Below are 26,459 nucleotides of genomic sequence, written 5' to 3'. Positions count from 1 at the left end.
TTCCAGGCACGAATTTTCCAGACCGCCCCCCTGAATTGAAATTCGCTGAAATTGTGAGGAGGAAGAATTAATTGTCCAATCTTAGGGGGCAGTCCGCAGGTGGATGATGGGCTCCGGGATAACCCGGGGGCATTTTCTTTACAGATAATACCAGATGGAACCAGATTCCAATCTGCAGTTGCGGAGCTACAGTCCTGTAGTGGCTGTTTTTTCGGGAAGCACAGTTTCGACAGTGGGAAAATCTTTGACGTTTGAGGTGACCACCTTCAGGTTCCTCAACTCGGCCGTCGCCGCGATCAGGCAGTCGGCCATTCCCAGGGTCCTGCCTTTCGCGGCCTGATCCCGCCGGATTTCGGCGGCGCGCCCGGCAACTCTGCGGTCCACGGGAAGTATTTCCCACGCTTCCAACAGCTTTTCGACGGCGGCTCTTGCTTTTTCAGTACGAGCCCCGTACAGGAGTTCGTGGTAGACGATCACGCTGGTGGCCGCTGAACCGGACGCCACCACCTGTTCCAGCCAGGCGTCCGCATCGGGGGACAGCCTCCCGGTCAGATGGTCGATCAAAACGCAGGTATCTATCAGGTAGCCCATGCCGGCGGCTCACCATCCTCACCGCGCACTTTTCGGACCCAATCCGCCCCCGGAACTTCCGCCCACTCCGGTGCGTCCTCCGATCCGAGAATTCCCCGGGTTTCCCGCAATCCCCTGAGCCGTATTTCGCGGGCCACTTTTTCCGCGACCGCCTGGACGATGAATTCGTTGCGGCTCACGCCGAGAAGTTTCAAGAGTTGTTCCATTTGCGTGACGATGCTTTTTGGTAACCTGATGTGCACCATACGGGTGTTATCCATTTTGTAACACCTCCTGTTATATGATCATGTTATCATAACGTAAAGAAAAGGTCAATTCCAGAGCGAGGTGGCTTAATTGTTCCTGAAAATGTTCAAACAATGAAAAACTATAAACCCAGGGACAAAATCGAATTCGGCCAGCGGGATAGCCGACTGGATCGCCGGGCGTGCCGGGGGTCATGAGCGGAAGCGCACCAACCTGGCCTTCCAGAACCCGCTGCAAAACCAGCATCCGCTTCAGTTCCGTCTGTGACAGGGTAACCGTCTCCTTCATACTGACATTTTCACTGACGGATTTTACCCTGACAATATCACAGACGGATCACAGCCTCCCCTTTAATTTGGTTGACAGGCAAGAACTCCTGTGTTATACTTTTACTTGCATCGGGCATAATCTGGAGGGGTGTCCGAGTGGTTTAAGGAGGCGGTCTTGAAAACCGTTGGACCGTTTACCGGTCCCGTGGGTTCGAATCCCACTCCCTCCGCCAGTTTGATTGTGCTTGCGTGGAGAGCTGGCCGAGTAGGTCGAAGGCGCTCGCCTGCTAAGCGAGTAGACGGTTATAAAACTGTCTCGAGGGTTCGAATCCCTCGCTCTCCGCCAACAACACTAGGTGTGCCTTGGGGCACACCCTTTTCTTGTGTTTGGTCAAAGCAACGGTCTTGACTTTTGCCGCCTCCTTTGATAGAATTACATTTGCCAGTGTTCAGGGCGATGTTGTCTTGTGCCTGTAGCTCAATTGGATAGAGCATCTGACTACGGATCAGAAGGTTGGGGGTTCGAGTCCCTCCAGGCACGCCAGTTAAAAAATTAAAGACGCGCAAAGCATATAAAGCCCTGATATATTTTCCACTTACTGTATGCTAGACAAACAGTAAGTGCACAATTTTTTGCCGGGGTTTTCCCGGCAATAATAATTCTTGCATTTTACGACGGGCGCCCGTAGCTCAGGAGGATAGAGCAGCGGTTTCCTAAACCGCGTGTCGGGGGTTCGAGTCCCTCCGGGCGCACCAGAAAAACCGGGAGCCTCAATAATTTGAGGCTCCTTCACTTTTGATCAGGCAACCTTCCACTCCCCGCGGTGCGGCGGCCAGAACCTGCACCGGTACCAGGGAACCCTTCAATTCCGGGTTGCCGGCCCGGAACCGCACTTTTACGTAATGTTCCGAAAAACCTTCCCCCAGGTTCTCCTCTACCTTTTCCACCAGCACCTGCACCCGTTTACCCACCAGCTGCCGGTGAAAACGCAGGGACAGCTTTTCGTCAAGGGCGCGCAACTCCTGAACTCTTCTTTTTTTTACGTCGGGTGCGACCTGATCGGGAAAACCGGCGGCTTCCGTTCCCGGGCGGGGCGAGTAGGGGAACACGTGCAGGTGGCTTAAAGCCAGCTCCTCGACCAGTTTCATGGTCTGCTGGTGGTCGTCCTCCGTTTCCCCGGGAAAGCCCACGATCAGATCGGTCCAAATGGAAAGGCCGGGGATCAATTCCCTTGCCTTTTGTACCAGCCGGGCAAACTCTGCGCTTGTATACCGGCGCCCCATCCTTTGGAGAATGCGGTCCGAGCCGCTCTGGAGGGGGAGGTACAAAAAGGGGCAAACTTTTCGCGCCCGGGCCAGGGTTTGTAAAAACTCAAGGCATAGATCCATGGGCTCGATATAGCTTAAGCGCAGGCGGAAGGAATGGGGGAGGGCGTCCAGTTCTTTTATGAGGCGGGCCAGATTCCACCCGGGCAGATCTTTCCCATAAGCTCCCAGGTGGGTACCGGCCAGGACTATCTCCCGGCAGCCCATAGTTACGAAATGTTTGACCTGAGCGACCACCTTATCTGGAGCCAGGCTTCGGGGCAATCCCCGCGCCTTCCGGACAATGCAGTAGGTACAGGCTTCGTCGCAGCCTTCCTGGATCTTAATTACCGGCCGGGTGCGTCCGTAATTGCCGGTCAAGGGAAACTCCTCAAACTCTTCACCTGGTCCGTGCTCCACGATAATTGCCTTTTGCTCCCGGTGAGTTTCAGCCAGTTGCCGGGCTATGATGGCCGGCAGCCGGGATCTGCCGGTGGTGCCGATGATAATGTCTACCTGGGGCAGTTTTTCCTTTATTTCCTCCCAGTACACCTGGGGGTAGCAGCCGGCTAAAACCACCAGGGAGCGGGGATTTTCCTTTTTGGCCTGGCTGGCCAGGCGGCGGGCTTCCGCGGCCGCGGCCTGGGTTACCACGCAGCTGTTGATGATATAAATATCGGCAATGTCTCCAGTTGGGACAAAGCCGGCTTCTTCCATGGCCAGCTCCAATGCCCGGCCCTCGTACTGGTTGACCGGGCAACCAAGGGTTTTAACCTTGAAAGTGTAAGGCAAAAAGGCTCCCTCCAAATACTTTGTAGTGGTATTAAGAGTGCTGATTCCACCCAATTATACCACGGTGTTCACAAATCATCATAACCCGGCGGTGATTCCCTGTTATCTATCCCTGAAGTACAAAGTGGACCTTTGAGCCGTCTTCCCGAAATAGACAATACAGGGGCAAAAAAACATCTGAGGCATATCAGCTGTTGATTGACAGGCCTTTGGGGGCATGGGTTGCCAGAAACGGTTCTTCTATGTTAAAATAACACGTGTCGATAGATATCTCTGGTGGGGAGGGGGCATTTGACGGATCACCGCCGCTACATGCTGGAAGCCCTGGCCGAAGCACAAAAGGCCTACGAGATGGGTGAAGTACCCATCGGCGCGGTAGTGGTGCTGGGAGATCAAATTATCGGCCGGGGACACAACCTCCGGGAAACGCTTAAAGATAGTACGGCCCACGCGGAAATCCTGGCGATGCGGGAAGCAGCCCGCTACCTGGGGGACTGGCGCCTGGTGGATACCGTCCTTTACAGCACCATCGAGCCCTGTCCCATGTGTGCCGGTGCTCTGGTGCAGTTTCGGGTGCGGACGCTGGTTTACGGAGCCCGGGATCCAAAGGCGGGAGCTGTAGATTCCATTATGGATGTGGTGCGGGAACCCCGGTTTAACCACCAGGTGGAGGTTATCTCGGGCGTTCTGGCTGAGGAATGTGCGTCAATTATACAGCGTTTCTTCCGGGAGTTGAGGTACAAAGACAGGCATTAAGGAAGGTTAATTTGACGGAGAGATGGCCGAGTGGTTGAAGGCGCTCGACTCGAAATCGAGTAGGCGGGCCAAAACTCGCCTCGTGGGTTCGAATCCCACTCTCTCCGCCAGGTTTCTTGATAAGAAGGGGTTTTCACCGGGGAAGGTGAAAACCCCTCGCCTTTTTTGCGGGACAAAAGGCACCGTAACAGGCCGGTCTAGCCACCAAAACCGGCAGGATGATGAAATTTTTTTAATTCAACAAAAGGGGCGGATTCCCAAGCGAGCTTAATCTTTGGCAGGACTTGTAATTTTGTTATCGAAAAGATTATTAGCTTTCCAAAATATTGTTTGGTAACGGAATTTTTAAACTAAGTTTAAACCGTTGGGAGGTTTTTTTAGCGCAATGGCTGACGGGAGGTGGGAAAATGGATATTGTGGCGGTCATTGCTGAGAACAAGATCCGGGAGGCCATGGAGAAGGGAGAATTCGACAACCTGCCCGGTAAGGGCAAGCCCCTGCAACTGGAGGATCTTTCCGGCGTTCCCGAGGAACTCCGGGCCTCCTACCTGATCCTGAAAAATGCCGGGGTGCTGCCCCCGGAGCTCGAGCTGCACAGGGAGATCATGTCCCTGAAAAAGCTGATTGATTTTTGTTACCAAGAAGAAGAAAGGCAGGACCTGACCAGAAAACTAAACGAGAAGATATTGAGATTCAACCTGCTGATGGAAAGAAGGGGCATGAATGCCGCCGTGAACTTTTACAAGGAAAAGATATACCGCAAACTGGGGAGGGGGTACACTCCCTGAAACAGAGCGCGGCTGCCAGCAGGCTGGAAAAAACCTTAAAAAGAACTAGACCCCTTAGTTTTTTCTATGGCTCAGGTCAGTACCACTTGCAGCCTGTTTTCCTTCTGGGCGTCAACCAAGCCGTCCCATACCGGTTTGGCTCGCCCGGTGAGCGACTCTTAATTTTCCGAAATAAGAAAGGCTAAAATATGCTTAAAATGGCAATCACTGCAATAACTTAAAGAAAAGGAGGTGACAGGATGCCCGTAATTACGGTTCACGGCCCGAAAATGAGCAAGGAACAAAAGGCAGAACTGGTGAAATCTTTTACCGAGATCGCCGGCAAAATCATGAATATCCCCACCCAGGCTTTTACAATTCTCATTGAGGAAATGGAACGTGAAAACGTAGGTGTCGGGGGAGTTTTGCTGGCGGACAGGGAGAAATAGGGACCGCTGGATCAGCAAAAAATTCTTCCTTTGGCCGCCGCTGTGTCGTTGGTGGCTGGGGGGCGGGGTAGGCCCGGGCAAATGCCCGGGTCAACGTATCCGCCCGGCATGTCCGGCCGAAAGAAGCCCGAACGCTCAGCGGGCCAGCCGGCGGACTATGTAGGCCTGCAAATGTTCGTAAACCTTCTGGACCTCCTCCGTCTTTGGCAGCCGGGCGACAATCTTTTCCACGTAGCCGTTCCTGGCAATCTCCGAGAGGGAGCGGGGGAAATTGATGTCATATATCCATGAGAGCATGAGCAGTTTGCGGTCGTTAAAATTTTTCATGTCATCGTAGTAACAGAGTTGTTCTTGAAGCAGGTTTCGAACCAGGACCGGCGAATAGCCCGGCGTATCGGGGAGGCCGGAAATCTGCTGCGCTTCTGGCTTATCGTTCTTACGGTCCAGGGAAGCGGTGAACATCTCCAGGATGTCCAGTTTATCCGCATCCCGGATCAGGCGGGCCAATAAAGAGAGGCGGTCCGGTAAATCCGGGGGCAGTGTACACAGGTTGTGATACTCAATGGACCTGGTAATCAGTTTCCTTTCCTCTTCGGCCAGAGCCGCAAGCACCCCGGTCCGTTCCAGTTCGCGTATGCCCAGGAGGGCATGGTTTTCCGAACGGCGGTCGTTAAAAGTATGGTAGAGGGCAAACTGTTTGAAGCGCCCGATATCGTGTAAAAGGGCGATGGTTTCGGCCAGGTAAAGGTCTTCAGGCCCCAGGTTTAAAGAGCTTCCGATACGCAATATTTTCTCGCGGACCCTTTTGGTGTGTTCCTCCTTGAGCCTGATTCCTGCCTGAACGTCGGGGTCGTCATGGTAAAAACCCTTAACGTATTGGTTAAACCAGTCCTCTAAGGCCTGTAGCTGCTTCCGTTGCAAAATCCCGTCTCCTTTCAAAATATAAGTGACTTTCGCAATTTGCTGGCAGCTTGATGCTATTTATCATTTATGTTATAGTACCATAACGGGAAGACAACGGGAAAGTAACGCCTACCGGTTTTCTTCCCAGAGAATATGCGCTCTGTTGTCCGCAACGGGAAATGCTTGCAAAAACCCGGAGTTAGTTGTAAAATATAAAGACGGGGAGCCGGCGGCTGGCACCCTTAAACCCTTTGCCAGATACCCCCCCTCTTGAGTTTTTTGTGCGGCATGGATATAATAAATTATACAAAAGAATAGCGTACCAGCGGCAGTAGGCTACGGCCATAGCGTGGAGAGATGGCTGAGTGGTTGAAGGCGCTCGCCTGGAGAGCGAGTAGACGGGTACAAAGCCTGTCTCGTGGGTTCGAATCCCACTCTCTCCGCCAGTGACAAGTTTTTGGCCGCAGGTTTGGCATGGCCGGCCTACGGCCGGTGGAAGCATTGGCCGTGCTAGACGGGGAGGTAGCGGTGCCCTGTACCCGCAAGCCGCTGTAGCGGGGTCGAATTCCTGTCCGCGGGTGTGGCTTGTGGGGTCTGGCCCCTGTAAGGGGTGACGACGGTTGGGTCTTGCGCGACGGAGACTTCTGAACCGTGTCAGGTCCTGGCGGAAGCAGCACTAAGGAAGCCCCTCCGGGTGCCGCAAGGGTGCCTGACCCGAGCTACCTGCAGGGGTAACGCCCGGAAGTCACCATTCAACGACAGGTGCACGGCCAATAAAATTTCGCGAACTGCGTAAAAGCAGTTCTTTTTTTTCTATAAAGAGGAAATTAATTAAAAGGTGACGAATTTGTTGTAAGGCTTTTGTACCAAGCGTGTGCGCATCCAACAACTGCCGTGCCGTATGGCAATTTAAATGAGCTCCGTGGAGTGAATTACCATGTCCTACCAGGCCCTTTACCGCAAGTGGCGCCCCAGTCGTTTTAAAGAAATTGTCGGTCAGGAGCACGTTACCCTTACGTTGCAGAATGCCCTGCTGGCCGGGAGAGTTGCCCACGCCTACCTTTTTTGCGGTCCCCGGGGCACGGGCAAAACAACTACGGCCAAGGTACTGGCCAAGGCATTGAATTGCCTTGCCCGCCAGGGATCCGAGCCCTGCAATGAATGTGCCGTATGCCGGGAGATTAACGCGGGCACGTCCATGGATGTGGTGGAAATAGATGCCGCCTCCCACCGGGGCATTGATGAAATCCGGGAGCTGCGGGAAAAAGTGAGATTTTCGCCGGCCCTGGCCGGCTACCGGGTTTATATTATAGACGAAGTGCATATGCTGACCAGTGAAGCCTTTAATGCCCTGTTGAAAACTTTAGAGGAGCCGCCCGCCCATGTGGTTTTTGTTCTGGCCACCACCGAGCCCCATAAAGTTCCCCTGACCATCCTGTCCCGGTGCCAGCGTTTTGATTTTCATCCCATTGGTCTTGGGGATATGCTGGCCCGCTTGCGGGAGGTGGCCACCGGATCAGGTTTTCAAGTGGAAGAGGAGGCTTTATACCTGATTGCCCGGGCTGCCGATGGCGGCCTGCGGGACGCTCTGGGCATCCTGGATCAAGCGGCGGCCTATGGCAACATGGTTGTTACCGTAGACCATGTGCACCGGATTATGGGTACCGTCCGGGACGACCTGCTGGATGGGGCAGCCCGGGACCTGGCGGCCGGCCGGGTCGACCGCTTGCTGCACCTGGTGGCCGCCCTGGTGGCAGAAGGAAAGGACCTGCGCCTCTTTGTCCAGGGGCTGGCAGCTTATTTGCGCAACCTCATGCTGGTCCGTGTTTCACACCAGGAAGAGCTGGTCCTGGCTCCCGGGGAAAGGGAGCGTTTGCTGGAACGGGCCGGTGAATTCACCCGGGAACAATTGCTGTACATTTTACAGGTGCTGACCCGGGTGGAACAGGATATGAAATGGGCCAGCCAGCCCCGCATTTTGCTGGAGGTAGCCCTGGTGGAAGCTACCCGTCCCGAAGGTGGTGATTCCCTGGCCGCCCTTGCCCGGCGGCTGGAACAGCTGGAGTCTCGCCTGGAGCAGTTGGTGGCCGGCGGCTTGCAAGGTTCCGGGGGGGAAAAAGATATTATCGAAGAAGAGATCCACCCTCCAGAGGAAAGAATGGAAGCCAGACACAGGGGTGACACAAGCACAAAACGGTCCCAGGCAAGCAAAAACACCGCCGCAGGCGAGAGGGGGAAAAAACGAAACGTTACAAAAGAAGTTCAGTTAAATGAAGCCGAAAAAGTCGCCCCCGGAAACGGGAATGTTTGCGCCAACGGCGGGGTCACTCTGGACAAAATCAGGCAGCGCTGGCCGCAGGTGCTGGATCTGGTCCGCAGCAAGAGCGTTCCAGTATACAATTATCTTACCCACAGCTGGCCGGAACAGGTTGAGGAGGGTTGCTTAACCATAGCCTTCGGCCCCGATGACATGTTCAAGGAGTTGCTGGACACGGCGGTAAACCGCCGGGTGCTGGAAGAGGCGCTGGCCGTTTTATTCCCGGGAACCTGGCGGGTAAACATAGTGTACGGGAAAGCGCCCCCGGAGAAAAGGCAACCGGAGGATGCAAGTGAACAGCTTGACGCCGCAACGGCCATCCAGCTGTTCGGGGGAGAAGAGATAGAAGAAAAAAATTAATCAAGAGGAGAGATCAAATCATGATGGGCAATATGAACAAAATGCTGAAGCAGGTCCAGAAAATGCAGGCGGAAATGATGCGCCTGCAGGAGGAACTGGGCAACCGGACGGTGGAGGCCACCGCCGGGGGGGGAGCCGTAAAGGCCGTGGTGAACGGGAAGCAGGAACTGGTGGCCCTGGAAATAAAGCCCGAGGCAGTGGACCCGGAAGATGTGGAAATGTTGACGGAGCTTGTTCTCACTGCCGTAAACAGCGCACTCAATCAATCCCGGGAAATGGTGACCAGGGAAATGGGCAAGCTGACTGGCGGACTGAACCTGCCCGGCCTCTTTTAGGGGTGGAAACCGGTGAGGTATCTTTCCGGCCCTGCAAACCGCCTGATTGAGGAGCTGTCCAAGCTGCCCGGCATCGGTCCCAAAACGGCCCAGCGCCTGGCCTTCCACCTTTTGAACGCTCCGCCGGAAGTAGCCCACAACCTGGCCCGGGCGCTGGTTTTCGCCCGCGATAACGTCCGCTATTGTTCGGTCTGCGCCAACCTCACCGACCGGGAGGTCTGCCAGATTTGCTCCGACCCGGAGCGGGACCCCACCCTTGTCTGCGTGGTCCAGGAGCCGCGGGACGTGGTGGCTATGGAAAAAACCCGGGGCTACCGGGGGCTCTACCACGTCCTCCAGGGGGCCATCTCCCCCCTGGCCGGGGTTGGTCCGGACGACCTGACCATCAAGCAGCTTCTGGCCAGGTTGGGCGAAGGAAAGATTAAAGAGGTAATTCTGGCCACCAATCCGGACGTTGAAGGTGATGCCACCGCCCTTTACCTTGCCCAGCTAATCAAACCCCTGGGTTTGAAGGTTACCCGCATTGCCCACGGTTTGCCCGTGGGCGCCCACCTGGAATATGCCGATGAGATGACCCTGGCCAGGGCCCTGGAAGGTCGCCGGGAATTAACATAAGAAGAGAGCATATTTTTCCATTCCACCCCATATACATGCCGTGGGACAAGATTGCCGGCAAAAGGGGTGGGACTGATGGAATTAAAATTAGTTTTTTTAATAGGCCTCGGGCTTTTGGGATTATTTCTCATGGGCGGTGTTTTGTTTAAAGTTTTTAAATTTAGCTTGCAGTTGATCCTGCACGTCCTGCTGGGGGGAGTCCTGTTGCTTTTGTTCAATATTTTCCTCGGACAGTTGGGCTTAAGGATCGCTGTTAACCCGGTTACTCTCCTCACCGCTGGATTGCTCCAGGTACCCGGGGTACTCCTGTTAATCCTGCTGCACTACTTTTTTATTTAGATCAGTTTATTTAGATTAACGTAAATTCTGCAATTTTGGGCTTGTGTTGACGTGGAGTCCTTTTTGCAATATACTAAATACGGATTGAAAGGGCGTGATAAAATAAATAAAATTAGTAAAGATTAATAAAATTAGGGACAGTAGCCCCAACTGTCCCGGTTTTCATTCTTATTGTTGTTATAATCTTTTTAGAAAATATACAGGGATTTTAAAATTTTTATTTTCGCGTCGCCCTGGCGGAGGTGAGGTGTATTTCCGGCCGGATAGTAGAAGCCTATATTGGAGAGTATGCCAGTGGCAAGAGTGAAGTGGCAGTCAACCGGGCTATATTTCTAGCCTCCAGCGGCCGGCGGGTTAACCTGGTTGATCTGGACATCGTGGAGCCCTGCTATACCCTGCGGCCGATCAAGAAAAAATTAACTGCCATGGGGATGAATGTAGTAGCCTGGGAAACCAGGGAGATGATGGGTTTGGGAGAAACGGGAAGCATCCTTCACCCCGCCAATCGCTGGGCCCTAAGGCTTCCCGGGGACGTAATCCTTGATATCGGCTACGGCGTGGAAGGAGCCAAAACCTTAAACCTGGTGGAGGGTGCGGCCACCGACCCTGACTTAAAAATTTTCGCGGTGGTAAACGTAGGCCGGCCCATGACCGGTACCGTGGAAGAAATTGTGGAGTATGTCCGGTCCCTGGGGAGAGTGGATGGCCTGATTAACAACAGCCACCTGGGTGACGAAACCACCGTGGAATTTGTCCAGGAAGGGGCAAGGATTGTGGACGAGGCTGCCAGGCAACTGGGCATTCCCGTGGTGGCCACTACCGTCCTGGAAGAGCTGGCCCGGGTCATCGGCACCCATGATGCGGCAGGCCACCCGGTGTGGCCCATCAAGCGTTATATGCCCCAAACCCTGTGGTGAAAAAGAAAAGCTCTTTTTGCGCTTCTCTTAAGGGTAAGAGTGAATGTTCAGCAAAACCGTACTGACGAGGGTGCGGCACTGTCCGGAGCGAACGACTTGCGAAGCGCCGGTAACAGCACCCGGTGAAGCGAGGCCGCCGGCTCGGCTCTCGAGGACGCCAAATGAAAACAAATGGAAGAACACCTATTGGTGACACATCGGGCAGTAATTATGGTCGGGAGGTAACAGTGTCGATGGTAATCCGCAGAGAGCCAGAGCCGGCCCGAAGCGAACCGTGGTGCTGTCGGCGCGAAGCACTAGAGTGAGCAAGGACAGCGCCGCACCCGAGCGGGTTCACTGAACATTAACGGGATAAGATTTCAGGAGGTGTAGGTCTTTATGCCTGACAAACCAATTGAGGGTGAAAAGCGGGTCTTTATGACCGGTAATGAGGTGGTTGCCTGGGCTGCGCTGGTGGCCGGCGCCGAGATCATGTACGGTTACCCGATTACCCCTCAGAATGAAATCATGCACTACTGGACCCGCCTGGCACCCAAATATGGCCGCGAGTTCCTGCAAACGGAGGATGAGCTTTCCGCCGGTTTTACCACCATCGGCGGAGTGCTGGCGGGACGCAAAGCCTTCACCGCCACGGCAGGACCGGGTAACACCTTAATGCAGGAACCCATGTCCATGGCTGAGGCCATGCGCCTGCCCACCGTGGTGGTAATCCAGCAGCGGGGCGGCCCCTCCACGGCCACTGTAATTTACTCCCAGCAGGAAGTGACCATGACCACCCTGGGCGGCAACGGCGAGGGTCTGCGTATCGTCTATTCCACCGCCAACCACCAGGAGCTCTTTGATTATACCATCAAGGCCTTCAACACGGCCTGGAAATATCGTTTCCCCACCTTTATCCTGGGCGACGGCTACCAGGCGAAAATGAGGGAATCCCTGACCATCTACGACCCCGCCAGCCGGGGCATTGAGCTGGTAGAAGCCGAGCCTTACTTTGGTAAGCCCGGCGTTCCCGGGGTGGACAGGCCTCCCACGCAGCTGCGCAATACCTACAACGTGGAAGAAGAACTCTACGAGGTGCTGGAAGGATACTTCAAGGATTATGCGAAAATCGCTCCGGAAGTAGCGGAGCATGAGGCCTTTGGTCTTGAGGATTCCGACCTGGTGGTGATTTCCCACGGCGTTGTATCCCGGGCATGTAAGGCCGCCGTTAAAGAACTGCGGGAAGAAGGTATCAAGGTTGGTTACTTCCGTCCCATCACCCTGCGTCCCCTTCCGGTGGAGGCCATCCGGGAAACGGCCAACAAGGTCAGGCGGTTCCTGGTGGTGGAATCGGCCCAGGGGCAGCTGGCCAGGCTTTTGAAGGAAGCGGCTTTCGGATGCCCCGTGGAAATGCTGGATCTTTTCAAGCCCGGTGTAGGCATCACTGCCGAAGATGTGGTCAGCCGCGTGAAAGAGATCGCCGGTTAATGGCGAAACAAGGAAAGGAGGCCATTTTTGATGTCTGTGCAACCTGCCATGCCCAAGAGCTGGCGTGTAGATACCAAGCCCCACAAGTTTTGTCCCGGTTGCGGCCACGGCCTGGTGCTGAAGGCGCTGGGGCAGGCCATTGACGAATTGGGGATCCAGGACCGGGCCGTTTTTGGCTGTGATATTGGCTGTTCCCTGCTTGCCTGGGACTTCTTCAACGTGGATACCATTCAAACCCACCACGGCCGCACCACGCCCGTGATCACGGGTTTAAAGCGGGTCAATCCCAACCTCATCGGCATTGCCTACATGGGTGACGGCGGCGGCTATGCCATTGGTTCGCAGCACCTGGTAAATGCCGCGTCAAGAAATGAAAAGATCACCGTGATCCTGGTGAACAATACCCAGTACGGCATGACCGGCGGCCAGATGGCGCCAACCACCCTGCCCGGGCAGAAGACCGAAACCACACCCTACGGCCGGGATCCGGAAAAAACCGGTTATCCCACCCAGGGTCCGGAAATGGTGGCCGCCATTACCCGGGAGGGGGCGTACGTGGCCCGGGGTACGGTGGCTAACCTGCGGCAGTTAAAGAATTACCTGAAAAAGGCCCTGGAAAACCAGATGGCCGGCAACGGTTTTTCCTTTGTGGAGGTCCTCTCCACCTGCCCGACAAACTGGCGGACCAACGCCGAGGAGACCTGGAAAATGGTAGAACAGGAACTTCCCAAGTACTTCAAGGTGGGCGAAATTAAAGTGCCCGGCGGCCAGAAGGAGGGCGAGGCAAATGGCTAAGGCGGTGAAGATCCTTCTGGCCGGGGAAGGCGGTCAGGGGGTTCAATCGGTAGCGGAAATCATTGCCGAGGCGGCCAACGAGGAAGGCCGTGAGGCCCTGTACATCCCCAACTTCGGCGTGGAGCAGCGCGGCGGCGTTTCCATTGCCTATTTGCAAATCGGGGATGAACCTATTGGCGCACCTAAGTTCCAGACCGGGGATATTGTCATTGCCTTGAGCGACCGGGCCGTGCACCGGACCCGGCAGTATGTGGGCTCCCAAACCCTGTTTGTTTACGATTCCAGCATTGAAGGTGTAGAGGACGCTCTGCCCACCCAGGCGAAAAAGATTTTGCCCATTCCAGCCATTGAGGTTTCCAAGAAGGAACTGCACCCCCGGGTGTTCAACATTGTCATCATGGGAGCGGTAATCAAGGCCACCGGGGTAATTTCCGTAGAAGAGGCTAAGAATGCTATTGAGAAAAAACTCGGCTACAAGTTTGAAAAGAACCCCAAGTTGCGGGAACTGAACTTCCGTGCCCTGGAGCGGGGCATGGAGCTTGTGGCCCAAGCCATCTAAGGGGGGGTAAGCAATGACACAGCACTTTAAGGCCCGGACCATAGAAACCACCAAAAGCTTCTGGACGATCTTCCCCGGCCTGTGCAAAGGCTGCGGGTTGTGTATGCAAAAGTGCCCCAAGAAGTGCCTTTCCTGGTCGGATGTCCTGGGGGTATACGGCACCCCTTCGGTGGAACCCAACGATGAGTGCATCGCCTGCGGCATCTGCCAGATAGTTTGCCCTGACTGTGCCATTAACGTCACCAAGAAGAAAGAGGAAAAGAAAGCCGGTTAATAGTCAAGGGCCCTTTCCCCATGGGGAAAGGGCCTTTATCTTAACAGCACCGCCTTACGGCGGAGCTGGTCAAAAAATTTTTCAGGATACCCCGGACACCTGAACAAGTAAAAGTTGCTATACACTATGAAGGAATGCAGGCAATGGTTCTGGATGGGGTTTTGTGGATACGGTTAAAGATAAACCGGGCGGTTCAATTCCTTTTTCCGGGCCAGGCGCAGGCGCCGGTGGGCCATTTCGATATCGCCCCGGATCCTGTTCAAGGTAGCGGGGTCGATACCGGTGCTGGCGGCAATTTCCATATCCGAAAGGCCCCTTTTCCAGGCCCGGATCAGGCGGGAAACATTGGTTTTATACTTGCGGGAAAGGCTTTTTTCGTCAATTTTATCACCTCTCATCCGTTGCCTCTCCTTTCTCTTTGTCTTTAAACTTATTTTGACCGCCGCCTTGACCGGATATAAGATTAAAGTAATGGCAATGCTTTATGACACAGGGCACTCATGTTAAAATAAAGCTGTTGAACCAAAATTTTGACTTGTCAATAGGTGAAAACGGTTTATGAACCAGCAGGAAGCGCCCCTGTTGGCCGCACTCTATGCCCATTGTGCCCGGGATTACGCCCACCTGCACGTGCCCGCACACCGCCAGGGAGAAGCCGTTTTTCCCGAGTGGCAGGGGGTCAAAGAAATCCTCCAGCTGGATCTTACCGAATTGCCCGGTCTGGATGACCTGCACCGTCCCGAAGGGGTGATCGCCCGGGCCCAGGCCCTGGCGGCAGAGCTTTTTGGTGCCGGGCAAACCTTTTTTCTGGTTAACGGGAGCACGGTGGGTATAACGGCGCTGTTGCTGGCCCTGTGCCGCCCGGGGGAGGAAATCTTGCTTCCCCGCAACGCCCACCGGGCCGTGCTGGGGGGGTTGATTTTTTCCGGGGCCAAACCCGTCTTCCTTGAACCTGTGGTTCTGGAGGAGTTCGGTATAGCTGCCGGATTGACCCCCCGGGCAGTTGCCGGAGCCCTGGAAAAACACCCGCTGGCGAAGGGGCTTTTGGTTATCCACCCCACCTATTATGGAATTACGGGCGACCTGCCGCGGCTGGTGGGGCTGGCCCACAGGGTGAACAAGCCTGTAGTGGCCGATGAGGCCCACGGGGTGCACTTCCCTTTTCATGAGGGGCTGCCGCCGCCGGCATTGCAGTGCGGCGTGGACGCCGCAGTGCAGAGTATGCACAAGATGGGTGGTTCCCTTACCCAATCCTCGTTGCTGCATCTCAAAGGAAACCGGGTAGATGTCCAGAAAACAGCCCGTGCTTTGAGTCTTTTGCAGAGCAGCAGCCCTTCTTATCTTCTGCTGGCCTCCCTGGACGGTGCCCGCAGGCAGCTGGCTACCAAGGGCAGGGAAATGCTGGAACGGGCGGTGAGTTTGGCCCGGGAGGTGAGGCAGATCCTCTCCCGGTTGCCCGGCATTACCCTGCTGGGAGAAGAACACCTGGGCCGGCCGGGAGCACACGGCCTGGATCCCACCCGGCTGGTGGTTTCCGTACGGTCCCTGGGTTTGACGGGGTACCAGGCGGCCCGCATCCTGGCCCGGGAGTACCGGGTACAGGTGGAAATGGCCGATTACTATAACCTGGTGGTGGTTGTTGGCATAGGCACCACCCGCCGGGACTGCCATCTCCTCGTCCGCGGTCTGCAGGAGCTGGTTCGCCGGGAGGGAGGGAGACAACCACTTGGGGCCTGCCCCGAACTGCCGCCGCTTCCATTGGCGCGACTTACGCCCCGCCAGGCCTGGCTGGCTCCCAGCCGCCCCCTGCCGTTGCGGGAGTGCGCCGGCCATATCTGTGCCGAATGGGTGAACGTTTCCCCGCCGGGCATTCCCCTGCTCTATCCCGGGGAGGAGATTGGCCCGGAGATGGTCGAATATCTACAATGGGTGAGGAACCTGTCACTTTTCGTACAGGGCCCTGAAGATCCCGGGCTGGCGAGCCTGCGGGTGGTGGTCTGTTGAAAGGTTTGTTTATTGTTTTTGAAGGCATTGATGGTGCCGGCAAAACTACCCAGGCCCGGCTTTTGGCGGCGGCCCTGATCCGGCGGGGGCACCCCGTGGTGCTCACCCGGGAACCCGGGGGGACTCCGGTGGGGGAAAAGATTCGCAGCCTTTTACTCGATCCGGTACTGGCCGGTTTAAACCCCCTGGCCGAGGCCCTGCTTTACGCCGGTGCCCGGGCCGAGCTGGTGGCCCGCATCATCCGCCCCGCTTTAGCCCAGGGCCGGGTGGTAATCAGCGATCGCTTTGTGGATTCCAGCCTGGCCTATCAGGGCTACGGGCGCTGCCTCGACTTAAAAGAATTGGAACAACTTAACGCCCTGGCCACGGGAAAGCTTGTGGCGGACTTGACGGTGCTGCTGGACATGCCGGCTGCCGGGGCTCTGGCCCGGCTGGCGGGCAGGGCAGATCGCATCGAACGGGAACGGCAGGATTTTTTTGACCGTGTGCGCCGGGGATACCTCCAGCTCGTAAAAAGGGCCCCCGAGCGTTACCTGGTGCTGGACGGACGCCTGGACTGCCGGGAACTCCACCGGCAGATCTTAAAGGCTGTGGAGGAGAGGCTTTAGATGAAACTGGCGAACATTGTAGGACATGGCGAAATAATCCGCGCCCTGTGCCGGGCGGTGGAACAAGACAGGGTCAGCCATGCCTATTTATTTGCCGGGCCGGAAGGCGTGGGCAAGACCACCACGGCCCTGGCCTTTGGGGCCGCCCTGCTGTGCCGGCAGCCCGACTCCGGGGATGCCTGCGGTCAGTGCCGGGATTGCCGGCAGGCAGCCGCACAAAACCACCCCGACCTGCACCGGATTGCTCCCCAGGGGGCGTCTATCAAGATCGGGCAAATGCGGGAGATGCTGCGCCGCATTACCCTGTCCCCCTACCAGGGGCAGCGGCAGATTTTTCTCGTGGAACAGGCGGACCTGATGACCCATGAGGCGGCCAACTGCCTTTTAAAAACCCTGGAAGAACCACCGGCCGGTACGGTGCTTATTTTAATTTCCGACCGTCCCCAGGCTTTGCTGCCTACAATCCTTTCCCGCTGCCAGATCTTCACCTTTCACCCGCTGCCCCCGGAACAGGTGGCCGGTATCCTGAAAAGGGGAACGGACGCTTCCCGGGAAGAACTGGAGCTGCTGGCCCGGCTTACCGGGGGGTGCCCCGGGCGGGCCGTGCGGCTGGCCGGTATGAATGGCGGCTATTTTGGCTTGCGGCAAAAGGTGGTGGATCTGGCCACCGGGTTAGGCCGGGCTTCCGTTATGGAGGCCTTCCGGCTGGCAGCTATCGTGGCTGAAGATAAAGAGCTGGCTTTAGCCTACCTGGAGCTTTTCCTGCTGTGGTACCGGGATTTGCTGGTGTGGAAGGAAACCGGGGCACCCGGGTTGCTTTTCAACCAGGATCACCTTTCCCTGGTAGACCGGGAGGCCCGTTTGTACAACTGCACCCGGCTCCTGGAGATCATCAAAGAAATTGAAAGAACCAGGGATTCCCTTCTGGCAAATGTTAATACCAGACTGGCACTGGAAATGCTTTTTATGCGTCTGGCTGGCGCCGCCTGATTGAACGGTGGCGACCGGGCCAGGGAGGCTGAATGGAGGGAAAGACATGCCCTACCGGGTTGTAGGGGTCAGGTTCAGGCGGGCGGGTAAAATCTACTACTTTGACCCGGGGGAATACCAGCTTAAACCCGGCGATACGGTTATTGTAGAAACGGCCCGCGGTATAGAAAACGGGCAGGTGGTGATCGGGCCCACCGAAGTGCCGGACGAAGAGGTGGTCGCGCCTTTAAAAAAGGTCATCCGCCCGGCGACCGGGGAAGACCTGGAAAAAATTGCCGCCAACAAAAAAAAGGAAAGACGGGCTTTTCAAATCTGCCTGGAAAAGATTGCCGCCCACGGTTTACCCATGAAGCTGGTGGACGTGGAGCAGACCTATGACGGAAACAAGATCATTTTTTACTTTACCGCCGAGGGGCGGGTTGATTTCCGGGAACTGGTGAGGGATCTGGCTTCGGTTTTCCGCACCCGCATCGAGCTGCGGCAAATTGGGGTGCGGGATGAAGCCAAGATGATGGGCGGCCTGGGTTGCTGCGGGCGGGAATTATGCTGCAGCACCTGGTTGTGCGACTTTGCCTCCGTTTCCATCCGCATGGCCAAGGACCAGAATCTTTCCCTGAATCCTACCAAGATTTCCGGTATTTGCGGGAGGTTGATGTGCTGCCTCAAGTATGAAAACGAGATTTACGAACAGGCCAAGGAGGAACATCCCGAAATTGGCGCCCGGGTGTTGACGCCCCAGGGAGAGGGCAGGGTTACAGCCGTAAACATTTTTCGTAAAACCGTGACGGTGGAATTAAAGGAAACCAGGCTTAACAAGGAGTATTCTTTTAGCGAGGTAATCACCAAGACGAGAGGTGACCAGTGTGCAAGCTCTGACCGCAATGCTCAAGGAAATGGAAGCCAGGATCCAGGCACTCGGGAGCGACATGCAGAAAATCAAAAAGCAGATCCGCCTTTTGATGGAGGAAAATGACAAGTTGCGGGAGGAGTTAGCCAGGGCCTACGGGCAGGCCGGCGACAGCACCCCTGCCAGGGGAGGGCTAAAAAACCTGTGGGACCTCTACCAGCAGGGTTTTCATATTTGCAACGTACACTTCGGCCGCATCCGGACGACGGAATGCCTGTTTTGTGAAGCATTTTGGGACAGGGAACGGGAGGGGGGAAGGTGAGTCAACAGGGAATCCTCTTTCTCTGCGCCACCCCCATTGGCAACCTGGAGGATATTACCCTGCGGGTTCTGCGGATATTGCGGGAAGTGGACCTGATTGCGGCCGAGGATACCCGCCACACCAGAAAGCTCCTGGCCCATTACGACATACACACACCGGTGGTCAGCTACCGCGAACAAAACCGCCGGCAAATGGGCCGGTATCTTTTAAGCCTGCTGGCGGCCGGCCGGAGGATCGCCCTGGTTTCCGATGCCGGCATGCCGGGTATATCCGACCCCGGGGAGGAACTGGTTTCCCTGTCCATAAGCCAGGGTATTCCAGTGGTGCCCCTGCCCGGGCCCAGCGCGGCCCTGGCCGCCCTGGTGGCCTCTGGTCTGCCCACCTCTTCTTTTTGTTTTGAGGGCTTCCTTCCGGCGGCAGCCGGTGCCCGGCGCCGAAAGCTGCAGGAGTTAAAGGGAGAGAGGCGGACCATTATTTTTTACGAAGCCCCCCACCGTCTTTTGGAAAGCCTTTCTGATATGGTTGAAATCCTGGGAGAGCGGCAGATTGCCGTTGCCCGGGAGCTGACCAAAAAATATGAAGAAATCTGGCGGGGTACATTACCCCAGGCAGTGGAACACTTTCGCCTCCACTCTCCCCGGGGCGAGTTTACCCTGGTGGTGGCCGGCGCCCGGGAAGAAGAGGCCGCGGGTACACGGGATGAATCCTGGCGGGGGCTTTCACTGCAGGAGCACGTTGCTCTCCTCCAGGTGCAGGGTATGGATAAAAAGGCAGCTATCCGGGAGGTGGCCCGGCTGCGGGGAATGTCCCGGCGGGACGTTTACAACCAGGTGGTTCGGGACGGTGAAGGAAACTCTTAAGGGCCGGTTGGTGATCAAAATCCCCTCCCACCCGGCCCTTCGCCATGGTCATTTAAGGTTATGATAATTTTATGATTCCTTACATGGCCTTGGCATTTTCAAACATTTCCACGGCACAGTTCCGGCATACCAGCTTGCCGCGGTAAAGCTGTACCTCCGCCGCGTTGCCGCAGAAGACGCAGCCGGGCTCGTACTTCTTGAGGATAATTTTTTCGTTGTCTACGTAGATCTCCAGGGCGTCCTTTTCGTCAATCCCCAGAGTTCTCCGTAACTCGATTGGAATAACCACCCTCCCCAGCTCGTCCACCTTTCTAACAACACCCGTTGACTTCAAAGTCTTTCCCTCCCCTTAAAATTTACATAGATCGACAAGAAACTAGTTTATCATACAAGTAAATGGTACCAAGTTACCCAGTTAAAGTCAATATGTTTTTGGCTTTTTTTGTATAAATTTTTCGCCTGAAGGGAAAACTTGACAAGTCAAGGCTTTTTTCAATACAATCTAGATGTTGGGAACAGGTGATGAAGGGGAAGAGTAGAGCTGCCAGTACCCGTACAGAGAGCGGGGGTCAGGTGAAAACCCGCCGGGGAAGACAGTTTGAACATGGCCCCGGAGCTGCCCGCTGAACGCCCTCAAGGCCCAAAGGGGCACACTTTTTCAGTGAAGGGTCAGTAGGTGGGGCCGGGTTGAGCGCCCGTTATCCATGCTTGCAGTATCGCCGTAAAGGTTTTGCCCTTGCGGCCGTACTGGGCAAGGCCCCGGACCGTGAGGCCGGGGTGAATCTGGGTGGTACCACGGAAAGATCTCCGTCCCGGTAAACTGGGCGGAGTTTTTTTATGGCGGAGCGGGGCAACGGTGCACTGATCCCCGCTCGCTCCAGTGCTCCGGGCCAGGCGAAACATCGGCTTACCTATCCTTGCCTGCCGTTTGCACGCGCTCGCTCCGTTCGCCTCGCAGGCCAAACTAGCGCTCGACCTCGGGCTCCGGCGGGGTTCCCGGCCCATTCAGCATCCATGCTTCAGGGGCCGGCCTCGGGCATCCATGCCCTCGGCCCCGCCTCCGCCCTCGGCCTCGCTAAGTTTGGCATCTGCTCGGCTCAAAGTCGCTCGCTTCGTGCAAAACGGCGGCCATTTTCTGTTTTTTCCCTACGGTGACGGCCGTCCCTCGCCGCTCCAGTGCTCCGGGACGACTGCCGCTCTTACCAGTATTTCAGCCTGCAATGGAACTTAAATATCCGGCTGCTAGGAGGGATCTGTTTTTGCGCAAAACGTTTTATATCACCACACCCATTTACTATCCCAGCGACAACCTGCATATCGGCCATGCCTACACCACCGTGGCCGCCGATGCCATGGCCCGGTTCAAACGCCTCACCGGCTACGACGTCTGGTTTTTAACCGGCTCCGACGAGCACGGCCAGAAAATTGAACGCACCGCCCGGGCAAAAGGTATGACTCCCCGGGAATATGTGGACAGGATTGTGGCCGGGTTCAAACACCTGTGGAAAAAACTGGACATCAGCTATGACGACTTCATCCGCACCACCGAGGAAAGGCACAAGCGGGTAGTCCAGGCCATTTTCCAGAAGCTTTACGACCAGGGGGACATTTACAAGGCCAGCTACGAGGGCTGGTACTGCACTCCCTGCGAAACCTTCTGGACGGAAAGCCGGCTGGAGGAGGGCAACTGCCCGGACTGCGGCCGTCCGGTGGAGCTGGTGCGGGAGGAGAGTTACTTCTTCCGCCTGTCCAGATATGCCGACCGGTTGCTGCAGTACATCGAGGAAAATCCTCATTTCATCCAGCCCGTCTCCCGGCGTAACGAAATGATCAGCTTTATTAAAAGCGGTCTGGAAGATTTGTGTGTTTCCCGCACCACCTTCGACTGGGGCATCCCGGTGCCCTTCGACCCCAGACACGTGATCTACGTCTGGGTGGACGCCCTGACCAACTACATCTCGGCCCTGGGCTACGGCAGCGAGGACGACAGCCTTTTCCGCAAGTTCTGGCCGGCCGACGTCCACCTGGTGGGAAAGGACATCGTACGCTTCCACAGCATCATCTGGCCCATTATCCTTATGGCCGCCGGCATTGAGCTGCCCCGGCAGGTGGTGGGACACGGGTGGCTCCTGCTGGAGAGCGGGAAGATGAGCAAATCCAAGGGCAACGTGGTGGATCCCCTGGTCCTGATTGACAGGTACGGAGTGGATGCCATCCGCTACTACCTGCTCCGGGAGATGCCCTTTGGGGCCGACGCCTATTACTCCGAGGAATCCCTGGTGCAGCGCATTAACATCGACCTGGCCAACGACCTGGGCAACCTGGTCAGCCGCACCCTGGGTATGATTGAAAAGTATTCCGGCGGCGTGCTGCCACAGCCCGGGCCGGCGGAAGGCGTGGACCGGGAACTAATTGAACTGGCCGAACAAACCCCTGCGGCGGTGGAGGAGCTGATAGACCGCCGGGAGCTGTCCAGCGCCCTGGGCGCCATCTGGAAACTGGTCAACCGGGCCAATAAGTACGTCGACGAAACGGAGCCCTGGGTTTTGAACCGGGATCCCGCCCGCCGGGAGCGCCTGAACACCGTGCTCTACAACCTGGCGGAAAGCGTGCGCTTTATCGGCGTGTTGATCACCGCCTTTATGCCCAATACTCCCGGCCGGATCTGGTCCCAGCTGGGCATTGCCGACCAACCCGGGCTCCATACCTGGGAGTCCTTGAGCTGGGGGCGTCTGCCGGCGGGATTAAAGGTGCGGCGGGGCGAAGCCCTCTTCCCGCGCATTGATCTGAAGACCCTGGAAAAGGACAGGGGGTTAGCATGATTCACCTGATTGACAGCCACGCCCACCTGGACGACCGCAAATTTGAGGCCGACCGGGAAGAAATGCTGGACCGGGCCCAAAAGGCCGGCGTGGTGCAGATAATCAATGCCGGTTACGATCTGCCTTCCTCCGCCCGATCCATAAATCTGGCTGCAAAATATCCCTTTATATTTGCCGCCGTGGGCATCCATCCCCACGATGCCGGGGGGGTCCCAGAGGATTACCTGGGCCGGCTGCAGGAAATGTGCCGCCGGCGGGGTGTGGTGGCCATCGGGGAAATCGGCCTGGACTATTACCGGGACTTGAGTCCGCGGGACGTGCAGCAAAAGGTTTTCCGGGAGCAGCTGGCCCTGGCCCGGGAGCTGGGCCTCCCGGTGATCATCCACGACCGGGACGCCCACGGGGACATTTTGGACATCCTGCGCAGGGACGGCGTCGGGCCGGCCGGGGGAGTAATGCACTGTTTTGCCGGCAGCTGGGAAATGGCCAGGGAATGTATGGCCATGGGCCTTTACATCTCCTTTGCCGGGCCGGTGACCTATCCCAATGCCCGCCGGCCCAGAGAGGTGGCCGCCCGGGTGGATCTTTCGCGCCTGCTGGTGGAAACCGACGCTCCTTACCTCACCCCCCAGGCCCGGCGGGGAAATCGCAACGAGCCGGCCTATGTGCGCTATGTAGCGGAGGAAATAGCCGCGTTAAAGGGCGTGACCCTGGAGGAGCTGGCCCGGGCGACCACGGCGAATGCCCGGCGCCTGTTCGGACTTCCCGAAGCCGGTGCTTAAGCCGGCGGCGCCTGAAAGCCGCCGGCCCGTGACATTCCGCCTTTATAGCTCCGGGAAATTCCGGTCCGCTGGGTTGACAGGTGAATATCTTTCGCGGGTCCCGGGGAGTGTACGAAAATAACGCCGTTGATTAAATCAAAAATAGAGGATGTTAACAGCTTGTCCCGAAATCAAACGAAAAGAGGGGATACATTGCGGTTGCGGACTTTACCTGGGGGGAGAGGGGAAAAATGAGTGAAACAAAGGGGCTGATCCTGGTTTTCACCGGCAACGGCAAGGGCAAAACCACCGCCGCCCTGGGCATGGGCCTGCGGGCCTGGGGCCAGGGGATGAAGGTGCTGGTGCTGCAGTTTATTAAGGGTGGGTGGAAATACGGTGAATTGAATGCTCCCGCCCGGCTGGGTCCCGGCTTTGAAATCCGCCAGCTGGGGGAAGGATTTACCCGGGTGGGGAACGGTAAAAGCCTGGAGGAACACCGGGCGGCAGCCCGGGCTGCCCTTAATGAGGCAGAAAAGGAAGTAGCGGCGGGGAACTTTGACCTGATTATCCTGGATGAAATCCTGTACGCCTTGAAGTTCGGGCTCATTAGCCTTGAAGAAGTACTCGCCCTGCTGGACAAAAAGCTACCCCGGCTGCACATAGCGCTTACCGGCCGGGACGCTCCCCCGGAAATTATTGACCGGGCGGACCTGGTTACGGAAATGAAGGAAATCAAGCACCATTATCAAAAGGGGATTAAAGCCCAGCGGGGGATTGAGTTTTAGTTTTTAAATTAAGCAAGCCTTTGGTCCTCCCACACTTGACAGCAAGGCTTTCTTAAGTTAAATTTAAGTTAGATTTAAAGTAGGAATGCCACAGCGAGGACGGCGTGAGTGCCTCATACTGCCGGGGCTTTTTTGTAAAACCCTTGGAACCGCCGCATCGGTTTCCAAGGGTTTTCAACTACTTGCGCCGACCCCCCTTCGGAGAAAAACTCCCCCGGCAGGTGAGGCCCGTCCGGTTATGGCATTCCTTGTCTTATTTTAGCAAGAGCTGCATATTCAGGACAAGCTTTTAATCATTGGTGAAAATATAACGGTTTGCGGAAAATTGCTTTACAGGTAGGAAGATTTTAAAGTAAAATAAAAAGCAAACTTTTTGTTACCGTAGAAACAAGGTGCGTTGACCATGATCGTGAATATTGTAACAGGCTACCTTGGCAGTGGGAAAACCACTCTTATTCAGCATCTGGTAAGGCAACTGGCTCCCGGGGAACGGGTGGCTGTTTTAGTAGGAGAGTTTGGAGAGGTAGGTATTGACGGTGCCCTTTTGGCCCAGGATGCACCTGATGTGCTGGAATTGGGCTGTGAATGCATTTACTGCACCTTAAGCGCCGACCTGGCCAGGCAGATTCCCTATGTGGCAGGTTCCCTCTCGCCGGACAGGTTGATCATAGAATACCCCGGTGTGGCGGCCGTTCAGGGTTTGCTGGCGGCGGCAAAGGTAATGGGCCTGCATTTAATGGACCACCGCTTCAGCATCATTCACGTTATTGACGCCTGTTCCTTTGACGAACTCTACGCCCGGTCCCCGCTTTTTGCCGAATCCCAAATTTGCCGGGCCAATGTGCTGGTGTTGAACAAGTGTGACCTGGTCCCGGAGAAAAAGGTGCAATCGTTGACGAAAAAAATCAAGGAGCTCAATCCCCGGGCACGCTTTGTTTCTACGCACTATGGGCAGGTAAGCCCGGCGGATTTGCAAGTGGCCTCTCAAACCGGGTTTTCCACTCCCAGGGAGAGAAAGGTTTGCCGGAGGCCCCAGAGTGCCGTGGATATCCCCAGTTATTACAGTTTTTCACGCAAGTTTCAGGGCACCTTTTCCAGAACACAGCTCGCCAGGTTGTTTGAAAACCTGTCCGGGTCAAGTATCGGCGAAGTGGTACGGGCCAAGGGCATCTTTTGCTGCGAAGAAGGGTGGGTGCGCCTGGATTTTCTCCCTTCCGGCGTTTCCCTTGAGCCTGTAACGGGCCGCTTTTACGAGAGCAAGGTGCTGGTTATTGGTTCTACCCTGGCTGCCGGTAAGCTTACCGCTGCCCTTTTGGATTGTCTTCACAAAGATCCGCAAGGTTTTTATGAAGATGGTGGTGACCAGCGGCGCAGGGTTTCCCGCCCGGCCGGCTTAAACCGCCGGCGTTCCCCGGCTTGCACTGCACCGGGCAATTATGCCGGCTCCTCCTTGCGGTTGGGCCATGACAAAAAGGAATTGAGCTCGTAAAAAATCCCCCCCGGGGGGTTTATTTCTCCAGTTATGAAAGTTTGCTTGAATCTCCAGGCGGCCTGTGCTAAGATTTCGATCAAAGTAGCTGGTGGGAAGTCGTAGATTTTAACGGGATGAAAGGGTGGACGGTATGAGTTTGGGGCAAAAAATCAGGGACTTCCGGAAGGAAAGGGGCATTACGCTGACCGAACTGGCCAGCCAGTTAAAAATATCCCCTTCTTACCTCAGCGCGGTGGAAAGGGAAATCCGCAAGCCGTCCATCCCCATGTTAAAGAGGATTAGCGAAGCTCTCAATGTTTCAGTGAGTTACCTGGTAGGTGATACCGACGATACGGTCACCGGGGAAAAACTGCGCTTTATGCGGGAAAGCCGCGGCCTTTCCATCCAGGACCTGGCCGAAATCAGCGAGCTGCCCGCGTCCATGCTGGAAAAGTTTGAAAACGGGCAGGCTACCCCGGATTTAGAGGATTTAAAGAAACTTTCCGAGGCCCTGAATGTAACCCTTCGCTATTTTCTTGATCAGACGGATCGTCCCGATAGCCTGGGCTACCGCTTGCGCAAGTTGCGGCAAAAGCAGGGATTGACAGTGGCCGCCCTGGCCGAGAAAGCGGGAGTTTCCCCGGGTTTGTTAAGCCAGATTGAAAACGGGCAAACCACCCCCCTGCTGGATACCCTTGAAAAGATTGCCAGGGTGCTCAATACCTCAGTTAGTTACTTTCTGATGAAACAGGAGGACGTGGAGGACCTCCTGGCCACATTGAATTCCGATATTTTAGAAACCCTGGGAGATCCTAACGTTCAGGCAGTTTTGCGGGCAGTGCGGGATTTTGACGCCAGTGAAATAAAATATATTCTTAATTTCATCCAGTTTTTTAAGCAAAACCGTCACCTGCTCTAATGTTGCTTGCCGGT

General features: G+C 56.0%; 30 protein-coding genes, 6 tRNA genes, 1 other RNA gene and 1 other annotated feature. Of the genes, 30 read left to right on the top strand and 7 right to left on the bottom strand.

Going from position 1 to position 26,459, the window contains the following annotated elements:
- Positions 1-186 precede the first annotated feature (186 nt).
- Genes G7K71_RS06850 through G7K71_RS06840 form a run of 3 tightly spaced genes read right to left on the bottom strand, consistent with a single transcriptional unit; the run spans position 187 to position 1,125 of the window.
- Positions 187-591, bottom strand: coding sequence for a type II toxin-antitoxin system VapC family toxin (locus G7K71_RS06850; protein ID WP_166344485.1), 405 nt, complete (start codon positions 589-591; stop codon positions 187-189).
- Positions 579-851, bottom strand: coding sequence for a YlcI/YnfO family protein (locus tag G7K71_RS06845; protein ID WP_166344483.1), 273 nt, complete (start codon positions 849-851; stop codon positions 579-581). The genes G7K71_RS06850 and G7K71_RS06845 overlap by 13 nt, the downstream gene beginning before the upstream one ends.
- Before the next feature lie 16 nt (positions 852-867).
- Complete coding sequence (locus tag G7K71_RS06840) at positions 868-1,125, bottom strand: hypothetical protein (protein WP_166344482.1); 258 nt, start codon at positions 1,123-1,125, stop codon at positions 868-870.
- A 123-nt stretch (positions 1,126-1,248) separates the two neighbouring features.
- Here G7K71_RS06840 and G7K71_RS06835 point away from each other — a divergent pair.
- The 4 genes from G7K71_RS06835 (at position 1,249) to G7K71_RS06820 (ending at position 1,862) form a co-directional block, all read left to right on the top strand.
- Positions 1,249-1,339, top strand: a tRNA-Ser gene (locus G7K71_RS06835).
- Between the two features lie 18 nt (positions 1,340-1,357).
- Positions 1,358-1,452: transfer RNA gene (locus tag G7K71_RS06830), tRNA-Ser, on the top strand.
- A 121-nt stretch (positions 1,453-1,573) separates the two neighbouring features.
- Positions 1,574-1,650, top strand: a tRNA-Arg gene (locus tag G7K71_RS06825).
- A gap of 135 nt (positions 1,651-1,785) precedes the next feature.
- A tRNA-Arg gene (locus G7K71_RS06820) sits at positions 1,786-1,862 on the top strand.
- 15 nt (positions 1,863-1,877) lie between these two features.
- Here the strand turns inward: G7K71_RS06820 and mtaB are convergent.
- Positions 1,878-3,203 (bottom strand): tRNA (N(6)-L-threonylcarbamoyladenosine(37)-C(2))-methylthiotransferase MtaB, encoded by a 1,326-nt coding sequence (mtaB, locus tag G7K71_RS06815; protein ID WP_166344480.1) that lies wholly within the window; start codon positions 3,201-3,203, stop codon positions 1,878-1,880.
- Positions 3,204-3,494: 291 nt separating this feature from the next.
- Here mtaB and tadA point away from each other — a divergent pair, with 291 nt between their 5' ends.
- The 4 genes from tadA (at position 3,495) to dmpI (ending at position 5,175) form a co-directional block, all read left to right on the top strand.
- Positions 3,495-3,959: a tRNA adenosine(34) deaminase TadA gene (tadA, locus tag G7K71_RS06810; RefSeq protein WP_166344478.1), complete on the top strand. Its 465-nt coding sequence runs from the start codon at positions 3,495-3,497 to the stop codon at positions 3,957-3,959.
- Positions 3,960-3,975: 16 nt separating this feature from the next.
- Positions 3,976-4,069: transfer RNA gene (locus G7K71_RS06805), tRNA-Ser, on the top strand.
- Between the two features lie 297 nt (positions 4,070-4,366).
- Positions 4,367-4,747, top strand: coding sequence for a DnaJ family domain-containing protein (locus G7K71_RS06800; RefSeq protein ID WP_166344476.1), 381 nt, complete (start codon positions 4,367-4,369; stop codon positions 4,745-4,747).
- A gap of 239 nt (positions 4,748-4,986) precedes the next feature.
- Complete coding sequence (gene dmpI / locus G7K71_RS06795) at positions 4,987-5,175, top strand: 4-oxalocrotonate tautomerase DmpI (RefSeq protein ID WP_013821188.1); 189 nt, start codon at positions 4,987-4,989, stop codon at positions 5,173-5,175.
- Positions 5,176-5,310: 135 nt separating this feature from the next.
- Here the strand turns inward: dmpI and G7K71_RS06790 are convergent, their stop codons facing one another.
- Positions 5,311-6,096 carry an HD domain-containing protein gene (locus G7K71_RS06790; protein ID WP_166344474.1) on the bottom strand — a complete coding sequence of 262 codons (786 nt, stop codon included), beginning with the start codon at positions 6,094-6,096 and terminating at the stop codon, positions 5,311-5,313.
- 333 nt (positions 6,097-6,429) lie between these two features.
- On the opposite strand from G7K71_RS06790, the gene G7K71_RS06785 reads away from it, so the two are divergent.
- From G7K71_RS06785 to G7K71_RS06735, 11 genes are all read left to right on the top strand, one after another.
- A tRNA-Ser gene (locus tag G7K71_RS06785) sits at positions 6,430-6,524 on the top strand.
- 59 nt (positions 6,525-6,583) lie between these two features.
- An RNA gene (gene ffs / locus G7K71_RS06780) (signal recognition particle sRNA large type) lies at positions 6,584-6,848 on the top strand.
- A gap of 167 nt (positions 6,849-7,015) precedes the next feature.
- Complete coding sequence (dnaX, locus tag G7K71_RS06775; RefSeq protein ID WP_166344472.1) at positions 7,016-8,755, top strand: DNA polymerase III subunit gamma/tau; 1,740 nt, start codon at positions 7,016-7,018, stop codon at positions 8,753-8,755.
- Between the two features lie 20 nt (positions 8,756-8,775).
- On the top strand, positions 8,776-9,090 hold the full coding sequence (locus G7K71_RS06770) for a YbaB/EbfC family nucleoid-associated protein (protein WP_013821191.1): 315 nt from the start codon (positions 8,776-8,778) through the stop codon (positions 9,088-9,090).
- A gap of 12 nt (positions 9,091-9,102) precedes the next feature.
- A complete protein-coding gene (gene recR / locus G7K71_RS06765) occupies positions 9,103-9,705 on the top strand; it encodes a recombination mediator RecR (RefSeq protein ID WP_166344470.1) in 603 nt (200 codons plus the stop codon).
- A gap of 75 nt (positions 9,706-9,780) precedes the next feature.
- A complete protein-coding gene (locus tag G7K71_RS06760) occupies positions 9,781-10,044 on the top strand; it encodes a pro-sigmaK processing inhibitor BofA family protein (protein ID WP_166344468.1) in 264 nt (87 codons plus the stop codon).
- Between the two features lie 242 nt (positions 10,045-10,286).
- Positions 10,287-10,961, top strand: coding sequence for a hypothetical protein (locus G7K71_RS06755; RefSeq protein ID WP_013821194.1), 675 nt, complete (start codon positions 10,287-10,289; stop codon positions 10,959-10,961).
- A gap of 378 nt (positions 10,962-11,339) precedes the next feature.
- Positions 11,340-12,428, top strand: coding sequence for a transketolase C-terminal domain-containing protein (locus tag G7K71_RS06750; protein WP_013821195.1), 1,089 nt, complete (start codon positions 11,340-11,342; stop codon positions 12,426-12,428).
- Positions 12,429-12,458: 30 nt separating this feature from the next.
- Positions 12,459-13,223, top strand: a complete 765-nt coding sequence (locus G7K71_RS06745) for a thiamine pyrophosphate-dependent enzyme (RefSeq protein ID WP_166344466.1) — start codon at positions 12,459-12,461, stop codon at positions 13,221-13,223.
- Positions 13,216-13,782, top strand: coding sequence for a 2-oxoacid:acceptor oxidoreductase family protein (locus G7K71_RS06740; protein WP_166344464.1), 567 nt, complete (start codon positions 13,216-13,218; stop codon positions 13,780-13,782). The genes G7K71_RS06745 and G7K71_RS06740 overlap by 8 nt, the downstream gene beginning before the upstream one ends.
- Positions 13,783-13,795: 13 nt before the next feature.
- Positions 13,796-14,056, top strand: a complete 261-nt coding sequence (locus G7K71_RS06735) for a ferredoxin family protein (RefSeq protein WP_013821198.1) — start codon at positions 13,796-13,798, stop codon at positions 14,054-14,056.
- A 173-nt stretch (positions 14,057-14,229) separates the two neighbouring features.
- On the opposite strand, the gene G7K71_RS06730 is transcribed toward G7K71_RS06735, so the two are convergent.
- Positions 14,230-14,454 (bottom strand): hypothetical protein, encoded by a 225-nt coding sequence (locus tag G7K71_RS06730; protein ID WP_013821199.1) that lies wholly within the window; start codon positions 14,452-14,454, stop codon positions 14,230-14,232.
- Positions 14,455-14,614: 160 nt separating this feature from the next.
- On the opposite strand from G7K71_RS06730, the gene G7K71_RS06725 reads away from it, so the two are divergent.
- The 6 genes from G7K71_RS06725 to rsmI are packed head-to-tail and all read left to right on the top strand — an operon-like array spanning position 14,615 to position 19,687.
- The gene (locus G7K71_RS06725; RefSeq protein ID WP_166344462.1) at positions 14,615-16,060 is read left to right on the top strand and encodes an aminotransferase class I/II-fold pyridoxal phosphate-dependent enzyme; all 1,446 of its coding nucleotides are present in this window, start codon (positions 14,615-14,617) and stop codon (positions 16,058-16,060) included.
- The gene (gene tmk / locus G7K71_RS06720; RefSeq protein ID WP_166344460.1) at positions 16,057-16,668 is read left to right on the top strand and encodes a dTMP kinase; all 612 of its coding nucleotides are present in this window, start codon (positions 16,057-16,059) and stop codon (positions 16,666-16,668) included. The genes G7K71_RS06725 and tmk overlap by 4 nt, the downstream gene beginning before the upstream one ends.
- Complete coding sequence (gene holB / locus G7K71_RS06715; protein ID WP_166344458.1) at positions 16,669-17,658, top strand: DNA polymerase III subunit delta'; 990 nt, start codon at positions 16,669-16,671, stop codon at positions 17,656-17,658.
- Between the two features lie 46 nt (positions 17,659-17,704).
- Positions 17,705-18,631, top strand: a complete 927-nt coding sequence (locus G7K71_RS06710; protein ID WP_166344456.1) for a stage 0 sporulation family protein — start codon at positions 17,705-17,707, stop codon at positions 18,629-18,631.
- Positions 18,540-18,827 carry an initiation control protein YabA gene (locus G7K71_RS06705; RefSeq protein WP_041282694.1) on the top strand — a complete coding sequence of 96 codons (288 nt, stop codon included), beginning with the start codon at positions 18,540-18,542 and terminating at the stop codon, positions 18,825-18,827. Before G7K71_RS06710 ends, G7K71_RS06705 begins: the two co-directional genes overlap by 92 nt.
- Positions 18,824-19,687: a 16S rRNA (cytidine(1402)-2'-O)-methyltransferase gene (rsmI, locus tag G7K71_RS06700; protein WP_166344453.1), complete on the top strand. Its 864-nt coding sequence runs from the start codon at positions 18,824-18,826 to the stop codon at positions 19,685-19,687. Before G7K71_RS06705 ends, rsmI begins: the two co-directional genes overlap by 4 nt.
- 79 nt (positions 19,688-19,766) lie before the next feature.
- Here the strand turns inward: rsmI and G7K71_RS06695 are convergent, their stop codons facing one another.
- The gene (locus G7K71_RS06695; protein ID WP_013821206.1) at positions 19,767-20,021 is read right to left on the bottom strand and encodes an AbrB/MazE/SpoVT family DNA-binding domain-containing protein; all 255 of its coding nucleotides are present in this window, start codon (positions 20,019-20,021) and stop codon (positions 19,767-19,769) included.
- Positions 20,022-20,200: 179 nt separating this feature from the next.
- Positions 20,201-20,505: a binding site (T-box leader), on the top strand.
- A gap of 402 nt (positions 20,506-20,907) precedes the next feature.
- Here G7K71_RS06695 and metG point away from each other — a divergent pair.
- From metG to G7K71_RS06670, 5 genes are all read left to right on the top strand, one after another.
- Positions 20,908-22,509 (top strand): methionine--tRNA ligase, encoded by a 1,602-nt coding sequence (gene metG, locus G7K71_RS06690; protein ID WP_166344451.1) that lies wholly within the window; start codon positions 20,908-20,910, stop codon positions 22,507-22,509.
- Positions 22,506-23,291, top strand: coding sequence for a TatD family hydrolase (locus tag G7K71_RS06685; protein ID WP_166344449.1), 786 nt, complete (start codon positions 22,506-22,508; stop codon positions 23,289-23,291). Before metG ends, G7K71_RS06685 begins: the two co-directional genes overlap by 4 nt.
- Positions 23,292-23,521: 230 nt before the next feature.
- Entirely contained in the window at positions 23,522-24,055 is a 534-nt protein-coding gene (cobO, locus tag G7K71_RS06680; RefSeq protein ID WP_166344447.1) for a cob(I)yrinic acid a,c-diamide adenosyltransferase, read from the top strand.
- A gap of 403 nt (positions 24,056-24,458) precedes the next feature.
- Positions 24,459-25,544 carry a GTP-binding protein gene (locus tag G7K71_RS06675; RefSeq protein ID WP_166344445.1) on the top strand — a complete coding sequence of 362 codons (1,086 nt, stop codon included), beginning with the start codon at positions 24,459-24,461 and terminating at the stop codon, positions 25,542-25,544.
- A gap of 133 nt (positions 25,545-25,677) precedes the next feature.
- The gene (locus G7K71_RS06670) at positions 25,678-26,445 is read left to right on the top strand and encodes a helix-turn-helix domain-containing protein (protein WP_013821212.1); all 768 of its coding nucleotides are present in this window, start codon (positions 25,678-25,680) and stop codon (positions 26,443-26,445) included.
- Positions 26,446-26,459: the final 14 nt, after the last annotated feature.

The sequence above is a fragment of the Desulfofundulus sp. TPOSR genome, from assembly GCF_011393055.1.
Classification (GTDB): domain Bacteria; phylum Bacillota; class Desulfotomaculia; order Desulfotomaculales; family Desulfovirgulaceae; genus Desulfofundulus; species Desulfofundulus kuznetsovii.
The sequence above is the reverse complement of the archived record's forward strand: the minus strand, read 5'-3'. Positions and strand labels throughout refer to the sequence as shown.

What these genes read in the sequence shown, in the direction of transcription:
- G7K71_RS06850 (WP_166344485.1), bottom strand. Translation starts at nt 591, where the DNA reads ATGGGCTACCTGATAGATACCTGCGTTTTGATCGACCATCTGACCGGG.
- G7K71_RS06845 (WP_166344483.1), bottom strand. Translation starts at nt 851, where the DNA reads ATGGATAACACCCGTATGGTGCACATCAGGTTACCAAAAAGCATCGTC.
- G7K71_RS06840 (WP_166344482.1), bottom strand. Translation starts at nt 1,125, where the DNA reads ATGAAGGAGACGGTTACCCTGTCACAGACGGAACTGAAGCGGATGCTG.
- G7K71_RS06800 (WP_166344476.1), top strand. Translation starts at nt 4,367, where the DNA reads ATGGATATTGTGGCGGTCATTGCTGAGAACAAGATCCGGGAGGCCATG.
- dmpI (WP_013821188.1), top strand. Translation starts at nt 4,987, where the DNA reads ATGCCCGTAATTACGGTTCACGGCCCGAAAATGAGCAAGGAACAAAAG.
- dnaX (WP_166344472.1), top strand. Translation starts at nt 7,016, where the DNA reads ATGTCCTACCAGGCCCTTTACCGCAAGTGGCGCCCCAGTCGTTTTAAA.
- G7K71_RS06770 (WP_013821191.1), top strand. Translation starts at nt 8,776, where the DNA reads ATGATGGGCAATATGAACAAAATGCTGAAGCAGGTCCAGAAAATGCAG.
- G7K71_RS06760 (WP_166344468.1), top strand. Translation starts at nt 9,781, where the DNA reads ATGGAATTAAAATTAGTTTTTTTAATAGGCCTCGGGCTTTTGGGATTA.
- G7K71_RS06750 (WP_013821195.1), top strand. Translation starts at nt 11,340, where the DNA reads ATGCCTGACAAACCAATTGAGGGTGAAAAGCGGGTCTTTATGACCGGT.
- G7K71_RS06745 (WP_166344466.1), top strand. Translation starts at nt 12,459, where the DNA reads ATGTCTGTGCAACCTGCCATGCCCAAGAGCTGGCGTGTAGATACCAAG.
- G7K71_RS06740 (WP_166344464.1), top strand. Translation starts at nt 13,216, where the DNA reads ATGGCTAAGGCGGTGAAGATCCTTCTGGCCGGGGAAGGCGGTCAGGGG.
- G7K71_RS06735 (WP_013821198.1), top strand. Translation starts at nt 13,796, where the DNA reads ATGACACAGCACTTTAAGGCCCGGACCATAGAAACCACCAAAAGCTTC.
- G7K71_RS06730 (WP_013821199.1), bottom strand. Translation starts at nt 14,454, where the DNA reads ATGAGAGGTGATAAAATTGACGAAAAAAGCCTTTCCCGCAAGTATAAA.
- G7K71_RS06725 (WP_166344462.1), top strand. Translation starts at nt 14,615, where the DNA reads ATGAACCAGCAGGAAGCGCCCCTGTTGGCCGCACTCTATGCCCATTGT.
- holB (WP_166344458.1), top strand. Translation starts at nt 16,669, where the DNA reads ATGAAACTGGCGAACATTGTAGGACATGGCGAAATAATCCGCGCCCTG.
- G7K71_RS06710 (WP_166344456.1), top strand. Translation starts at nt 17,705, where the DNA reads ATGCCCTACCGGGTTGTAGGGGTCAGGTTCAGGCGGGCGGGTAAAATC.
- G7K71_RS06705 (WP_041282694.1), top strand. Translation starts at nt 18,540, where the DNA reads ATGCTCAAGGAAATGGAAGCCAGGATCCAGGCACTCGGGAGCGACATG.
- metG (WP_166344451.1), top strand. Translation starts at nt 20,908, where the DNA reads ATGGAACTTAAATATCCGGCTGCTAGGAGGGATCTGTTTTTGCGCAAA.
- G7K71_RS06685 (WP_166344449.1), top strand. Translation starts at nt 22,506, where the DNA reads ATGATTCACCTGATTGACAGCCACGCCCACCTGGACGACCGCAAATTT.
- cobO (WP_166344447.1), top strand. Translation starts at nt 23,522, where the DNA reads ATGAGTGAAACAAAGGGGCTGATCCTGGTTTTCACCGGCAACGGCAAG.
- G7K71_RS06675 (WP_166344445.1), top strand. Translation starts at nt 24,459, where the DNA reads ATGATCGTGAATATTGTAACAGGCTACCTTGGCAGTGGGAAAACCACT.
- G7K71_RS06670 (WP_013821212.1), top strand. Translation starts at nt 25,678, where the DNA reads ATGAGTTTGGGGCAAAAAATCAGGGACTTCCGGAAGGAAAGGGGCATT.